General features: G+C 57.6%; 6 protein-coding genes and 1 pseudogene. 5 read left to right on the top strand and 2 right to left on the bottom strand.

The features are described from left to right. Window positions 1-6 precede the first annotated feature (6 nt). From FDP13_RS21895 to FDP13_RS21300, 3 genes and pseudogenes are all read left to right on the top strand, one after another. Window positions 7-138, top strand: a complete 132-nt coding sequence (locus tag FDP13_RS21895) for a hypothetical protein (protein WP_370512568.1) — start codon at window positions 7-9, stop codon at window positions 136-138. Window positions 139-296: 158 nt separating this feature from the next. Further along, window positions 297-599, top strand: a pseudogene (locus FDP13_RS21305) (hypothetical protein); the annotation flags it as partial. Window positions 600-615: 16 nt separating this feature from the next. Then, window positions 616-1,002 carry a hypothetical protein gene (locus FDP13_RS21300; RefSeq protein WP_234424458.1) on the top strand — a complete coding sequence of 129 codons (387 nt, stop codon included), beginning with the start codon at window positions 616-618 and terminating at the stop codon, window positions 1,000-1,002. 66 nt (window positions 1,003-1,068) lie between these two features. On the opposite strand, the gene FDP13_RS21295 is transcribed toward FDP13_RS21300, so the two are convergent. Beyond that, entirely contained in the window at window positions 1,069-1,407 is a 339-nt protein-coding gene (locus tag FDP13_RS21295; protein ID WP_143840364.1) for a SymE family type I addiction module toxin, read from the bottom strand. 77 nt (window positions 1,408-1,484) lie between these two features. Beyond that, the gene (locus tag FDP13_RS21290) at window positions 1,485-1,886 is read right to left on the bottom strand and encodes a helix-turn-helix domain-containing protein (protein WP_143840363.1); all 402 of its coding nucleotides are present in this window, start codon (window positions 1,884-1,886) and stop codon (window positions 1,485-1,487) included. Between the two features lie 112 nt (window positions 1,887-1,998). On the opposite strand from FDP13_RS21290, the gene FDP13_RS21285 reads away from it, so the two are divergent. Together FDP13_RS21285 and xerC are read left to right on the top strand one after the other, a co-directional pair. Beyond that, entirely contained in the window at window positions 1,999-4,896 is a 2,898-nt protein-coding gene (locus FDP13_RS21285; RefSeq protein WP_143840362.1) for a DNA primase, read from the top strand. A gap of 59 nt (window positions 4,897-4,955) precedes the next feature. Then, window positions 4,956-6,008: a site-specific tyrosine recombinase XerC gene (gene xerC / locus FDP13_RS21280; protein WP_143840361.1), complete on the top strand. Its 1,053-nt coding sequence runs from the start codon at window positions 4,956-4,958 to the stop codon at window positions 6,006-6,008. Window positions 6,009-6,943 lie beyond the last annotated feature (935 nt).

Raw genomic sequence — 6,943 nt, 5'->3', positions numbered from 1 at the left:
GACCCGATAGGGATAAGAGGTGGTCTTAACCTCTATGCGTATGTCAAAAACCCGGTAAGTTGGGTTGATCCACTGGGGTTGGCTGGTTGTTCAGTTACTAGAGATAAGGCGAATAAATTACTAAATAGCTGCGTCTAATACCGCTACACCTGCCGTTTACTGATGGGTGGCATGTAGCGTATGGGCAATACATCTCAAGCCCGATGCAGCACGGTCAGGCAGAGGAAACAGCCCTGATGCCTTTCACTGCAAGGGCTGGCCGAAAGTGGAGCACTATTCCGCGCAGCTATTTAGATAGCGGCGAGGTTAAAGTCACTGTCAAATCAAGAAGTGACGCAGAGCAGCTATTCATGGATAGATATTTAGGGTCCGGCTATAAAAATATGACGGGAGAGTCAGGTCCTAGTACAAAAAATATAATGGAATATCTCACAGGAAATAAAACGAAGTCAGGAACCTATCATTGGGATGACGTTATGGATCCTAATAACAAAAATCGTGTTATGGGACATGGACCCAATAATCCTGACGGTGATCTTCCGCACTTACAAATTCATGAATTTGATGGAAATGTAATTCATATATTTTTCCCGTGGTAGAGAGGAATAATCAGATATGGAAAGTAAAAATCTTATAAATCTATTACAAGGAAAGATCTTGATAAAAGAGTTCAATGGCGGAGATGATGACTATCGCTCTTGGATTGAATTATCTTTACAGGATAATCTAAGGCCCAGCTATCCATTTAGGACAGAGCCGGGAGCAATGCTAGGTGGTTCTACTTATGCAAATTCATGCAATGAGTCTGACGCTAAATTTAAACTCAGAGTTTCTCACTTTCTAGCGGAAGATATAGAGAATGAGCTAGACCCATCTTACGATAGAGTCGGAAGTTACACTTATCTTGATTCAATAGATGAACTTATGAAACAACTATCAAAATACGGTGTGGAATTAGAGGATTTTATTGATATAAATAAAGTTGATGACTACCCATTATGAAATAATCCGGAAGTGATCTGAACGATCCTTCCGGCTTTATTTTATCTGCTGCTCAGTGGCGGTAATTTACCGCCCGTTCTCCATCCCTGCCAGATTAAGCCCACCCGGAAACCCTCTTAACCACTGCGCCACCGCCTGTTCATCGAACGCGGCGACACTGAGCGCGTGCAGGTTGCCCCAGAGTTCGCGGATATCCTGCGTGGTAATCACAATGCAGCCCGGCATCACGCGCAGCTTCAGCGGCTGCCCGGTGCTAAATCCGGCCTCCTTCAGCCAATGACCTGCCATGTTGATGGCGGGGGTATCGTGGTTGCCTTTAACGGGACGATACCCGACGCGGGTAAAGCGCTCATGCTGCGAGATTTTAAAAACGGCGGTGTCTGGCGTAGAATGCGCGTCAGCCATAGTCAACTCCTTGTTAGTTGCTTGTGGTGAGCGGCGTGGGTGAGGTGTGAACTCATCTGCGCCGCGTTACTTATCCGTCAGTTACGCGCCTGAGCAATCAGAGCGCTTAACATCTCCGAAATCATCTTCTGTTTTGCCTTCGGCAAACTGTCTATCTCTTCCATCTGCTGCTGCCACTTCGGTGCCGGGCCGCGCTTGCGTCTGGCAGGCTCCGGGGCTTCTCCGAACAGCTCTTCAAGCGAAACTGAAAAAATCTGCGCCACAGAAGGGAGTGAGGAAACCTTAATCCTTCTGCGTCCGGCTTCCCATGCCTGAACCGTCTGCTGGGAAACACCGAGCTTCTCGGCCAGTTCGGCCTGTGTGATGCCGCGCTCCTTACGCAGGCTGGTGATGCGTTCACCCAGCGCCATGAAAAAATCGCGCTCTTCGTTACTGATAGCCATAGCTGTTACCGATGTTGGATGTAATAAGACAGCCATAACTTACCTCACGTTTTACTACGATATGTTGTATATACTACGTTATGTGGTATATTGAAGTCGAGTTATTTTTACCCTAACCCTATTGACAGGTTTTACAGGAGTCCCCGTTATGGCCCGCATCCCCGAATCCGAGTTGCAGCACCTCAAAGCCGCCGTGCCGTTAGTGGACGTGGTGCGCTCACAGGGTCGGCAGGTGTTCAAACGCGGCAAGGACTGGGTGGTGCTGTGTCCGTTCCATCAGGAGAAAACCCCGTCGTGCGTTATCAGCCCGGAGAAGAACCTGTATCACTGCTTTGGCTGTGATGCGGGCGGCTCGGTGCTGGACTGGGTGATGAAAACGGAAGGCTTAAGCCTGCATCGGGCGGCTGACCGCCTGCGGGGTGAACTGGGTGTGGTGCCCGCGGCGGCACCGTTGCCACCTGTGGCGGATATCGCCGATGAGCAGGAGCGGCAGGCTCTGCTGGGTCGCGTGGTTGAGTTCTATCACCACACGCTGCTGAATGCGCCGGAGGCCATCGCGTATCTGGAAAAACGCCGCCTGAATCATCCTGAGTTAGTCGCTGCCTTTAAGCTGGGGTTCGCCAACCGCACGCTGGCGTATCGTCTGCCACCGAAAAAACTGAAAGACGGCGCGGCCATCCGGGGGCAGTTGCAGGCGCTGGGAATACTGCGTTCGTCCGGGCATGAACATCTGGCGGGGTCGCTCGTGGTGCCGGTTATCGACCTTAACGGTCAGGTGCGTGAACTGTACGGGCGCAAGGTCAGCAATGAGTTACGCAAAGGCACCCCGCTGCACCTGTACCTGCCGGGGCCGCACGGCGGGGTGTGGAACGAGCAGGCGTTAGCGGCAGGTAAAACGGTCATCTTATGCGAATCGCTTATCGATGCGATGTCGTTCTGGGTGGCGGGTTATCGCAACGTGACAGCGGCCTATGGGGTAAACGGCGTTACCGATGAGATGCGGCAGGCGCTTATCCGGCATGGCGTAAAACAGGTGCTCATCGCGTTCGATAACGACGCGGCAGGCGATGAAGGCGCGGTGAAACTGGCTTCTGCGTTAGCGGCTGACGGTATCACACCGTTCCGTGTGGTGTTCCCTGCCGGGATGGATGCGAATGAATACCTGTGTAACGTCGCGGAGCCGGAAGTGGCGTTCCGTGCGGCGGTAGAAGGCGCAATGGCGATGGGAGAGGCGGTCAGTGCTGAACCTGAATCCGTGCCACAACGGAAAACCACGCCACAGCCTGAAAAACCGCCTCAACCCGCCTCCTCTTTAGCGGCCGGGGTGGTGGTTGAAGCATTGCCGGGCGGTGAAGTTGACATCGCGTTATCCGGCCAGCAGTGGCGCATCCGGGGCATGGCCTCGGTGAAAGCGGGCAGCGGGGTGATGAAGGTGAACGCACAGGTACTCGACACGGCCAGCGGCGTGGTGTTCGCGGACAGCGTGGACATGATGAGCGCGCGGAGCCGGGCGGGTTATGCGCGGTTGGCGGCCGGTGAGCTGGGGTTAGCGGAAAGCGACCTCAAACGCAGCTTAGGCCGTGTACTGCTGGCACTGGAAACCCACCTTGCTCAACCCGACACCGCCAGTGACGCCGTGCCGGAACTGGATGACGACGCCAAAGCGGCGGCGCTGGCGTTGCTGCGTGACCCGAACCTGATTAGCCGGCTGACGGATGACCTGGCCGCCTGTGGCGTGGTGGGTGAATCGAGCAACTTAGTGGCGGGTTACTTAGCGGCGGTGTCGCGCAAGCTGGACAGGCCGTTAGCGGTGTTAATCCAGTCCTCCAGTGCGGCGGGAAAATCCTCACTGATGGAGGCGGTGCTGAACCTGATACCGCCGGAAGAGCGCCTGCAATACTCGGCGATGACCGGGCAAAGCCTGTTCTATCTGGGGGAAACCAACCTGCAACACAAGATACTGGCCATCGCCGAAGAAGAAGGCGTAAGACAAGCCGCCTATGCGCTGAAGCTGTTGCAGTCGGATGGGGAGTTGACGATAGCGTCAACGGGCAAGGATGATGCCACAGGGAATCTGGTGACGAAACAGTACACGGTGAAAGGCCCGGTGATGCTGATGCTGACCACCACGGCCATCGACGTGGATGAAGAGCTGTTAAACCGCTGTCTGGTTCTCACCGTGAACGAATCCCGCGAACAGACGGAAGCGATACATGCGTTGCAGCGCCATAAACAGACGCTGGCCGGGTTGCTGATGGAGAACGAGAAAGGCTGGCTGACTGAACTGCACCAGAACGCCCAGCGGTTACTGAAACCGTTAAAGGTGGTGAACCCGTTCGCGTCACAGCTCACGTTCCTGAGCGACAAGACGCGCACGCGCCGCGACCATATGAAATACCTCACCCTGATACAAAGTATCGCCCTGCTGCACCAGTATCAGCGGGAAGTAAAACAGGTTGAACACCGTGGCACGGTTATCGAGTACATCGAAGTCGAGCGCTCGGATATCGTGCTGGCGAATCGGTTAGCCCACGAGATATTAGGCCGCACACTGGACGAGATGCCGCCACAGACCAGAAAGCTGTTGCTGCTGATACAGGGGATGGTGAACCAGTTGGCGCATACGCAGAGCAAAAAACCGGGCGACGTGCGCTTTACCCGGCGGGATATCCGCAACGCGACGCAGTGGAGTGACAGCCAGCTCAAGCTGCATTGCCTGCGACTGGCGGAGATGGAATACCTTCTGGTTCATGGCGGCAGCCGGGGGCACCTGCTGCAATACGAGTTGCTGTGGGATGGCACGGTGCCGGAAGGGGCGCACCTGTGCGGGTTAATCGAGCCGGAAGTCCGTGAAAAAGACGGATACGACTCGCGCAAGTCTGGGGCTGGCAATGGCAAGTCTGGGTCAAGTCTGCCCCAGGTCGGGGCTAAGTCTGGGTCAGCAAAACCGCGCCAAGCCGCAACCGATAAGGGTTCATCTGCCGCAAGTCGGGTTAACGGTAAAAGCGCTGTTCCGGCACCACACGATAAGCCTGTCGTACCGTAGTGCCATAAGTCGTGCCGTTATCCCGCTTTACCCCCACTCACCACGCAGGACGCAGCGCCATGAGCCAGCCAAAACCACCCAGCCCGGAAGCCCTTTACCTTAGCCGCCAGACGCAGACGCTACGCCAGCACACCGGGCATTACCTTGAACACCTGAGCGCCGCCGGCTACAGCAGCCGGACGCAGGAGAGCTACCGGGAGCGGCTGCTGCCGTTCGTGGCGTGGTGTGAAGACAGAGGACTGAACCACGCGCCGCAGGTGAGTCTGGCGGTGCTGGAGGGGTATCAGCGCTGGCTGCGAGGTTACCGCAAGGCGGATGGCCATCCGTTAACGGCGGGTAGTCAGCTTGGCCGCCTGACGGCTATCCGGATGCTGTTCCGCTGGCTGCTGACGCGTCACGTTATCCTGTATAACCCGGCGGACATGCTGACGTTGCCGAAAGAGGAAAAGCGGCTGCCGGCGCAGGTGCTGAGCGTGGAAGAAACCGGCGGGGTGTTGCAGTCGGTGGAGAGCGGCACGGTTCTCGGGCTGCGTAACCGGGTGATACTGGAAGTGCTGTGGAGCAGCGGTATCCGGCGGGCGGAGGCGGTCAACCTGATGCTGAGCGATATCGACCTGAGCCGGGGGGTGATGGTGGTGCGTCAGGGCAAGGGCAATAAGGACCGGGTGGTGCCGCTGGGTGAACGGGCGAGCAAGTGGCTGGTACGCTACCTGAACCATGCGCGACCTGAACTGGCGAAACGCTATGACAGCGGTCACCTGTTTATCAGCCACAGAGGAAACGGACTGGCACGGGTGACGCTGACGCAGATGGCAGGGAAAGCCATCCGGGAAACGGGACACCTTGATAAACCGGGGGCGTGCCATGTGTTCCGGCACTCGATGGCGACGCAGATGCTGGAGAACGGCGCGGACACGCGACATATCCAGGCGATACTTGGCCATGAGAAGCTGGAGACGACGCAACTCTACACGCGGGTCGCCATCGGTCACTTGCAGAAAGTGCATGAACAGACCCATCCGGCAGAGCGGAAACAGCGGGCACGGCGTAAAAAACAGCGCGACGAGCGCAGGCCGGACGCTAAAACATCGCCGGACAGCCTGAAAAAGTAGCTCGTTCCCTTCAAGGCCGCAAGACGGCGCGGGGCAACAGGCGCGCCGTCCGTGGCGCACCTCTTGCCTTGGTCAGCATCGGTGCTCCGGCGGTAAATGTCGCCCGGCCAGCGCTCACCGTCATCACTCTCTGCAACAATCGTTGCTGGCCGTTCGTCATTCAACATAATGTGGCATTACGCGAAAGCCGCTGAACGCGGCCAACGCGTAACACACATTATGTCTGCGCCGGTGGGGTGATGGGCGCGTTGCGGTCTTCTTCCACACCGGCGTGCGGCTGGCCGCCGGGGTTGTGCTCTTCAGAACAGCGCGGCGCACAGGGCTGCGCCCTCTGCTGTCGGCCCCGGTGTTCCTTCCCTGGCTCCCACGGTGTGGCCGCCCTCCCTGGCGGCGCAGGCTGCGGCGTCAGCCTCGACCAACGTCAACCCCAAAGCAGAAGCCGTTCCTTCGTCACGGCGCTTAACGGCTTCACCTCGCCCCCGCCCCAACCCCAACCCCGCTGCACTGGCTGCGCCCGGCTCGCAGTCGCAAGCTCCTTGCTCGTTCCCGTGCTCGCCATCTTCGCCCCGTGCGGCCCCCGCCGGGGGCCTCCCTGCTTAACGGCTTGTCTTGCGGGCTTCGCCAGCCCGCGCCCGGCAGACGCTTCACCGTCCCACAGCAAGCTGCGGAACGGCTCGCGCCGCGTTAAAACCCGGTTCAACAGCAAACGACTAATGGCAGCGGCTGACGCCGCTGCTATGATGCGTGGCAGGCAGACAGGGACGTCACAGCGTGGCGGTAGCGTGTCCGGGGGCAAAAGTGCGCATCGGGGTGTTGGGGTTGCGGGGCGGTTAACCTGGCCGAAGACGCTGCCTGAAAAGGCCGTTGCTTCAATGAGTTAAGTGCACTAAAAAGTACGACGCGCCTCGGGTAATCCCTATGACCCGATAGGGATA

This window comes from Dickeya sp. ws52 (genome assembly GCF_007210685.1).
Lineage (GTDB): Bacteria > Pseudomonadota > Gammaproteobacteria > Enterobacterales > Enterobacteriaceae > Dickeya > Dickeya chrysanthemi.
The sequence above is the reverse complement of the archived record's forward strand: the minus strand, read 5'-3'. Positions and strand labels throughout refer to the sequence as shown.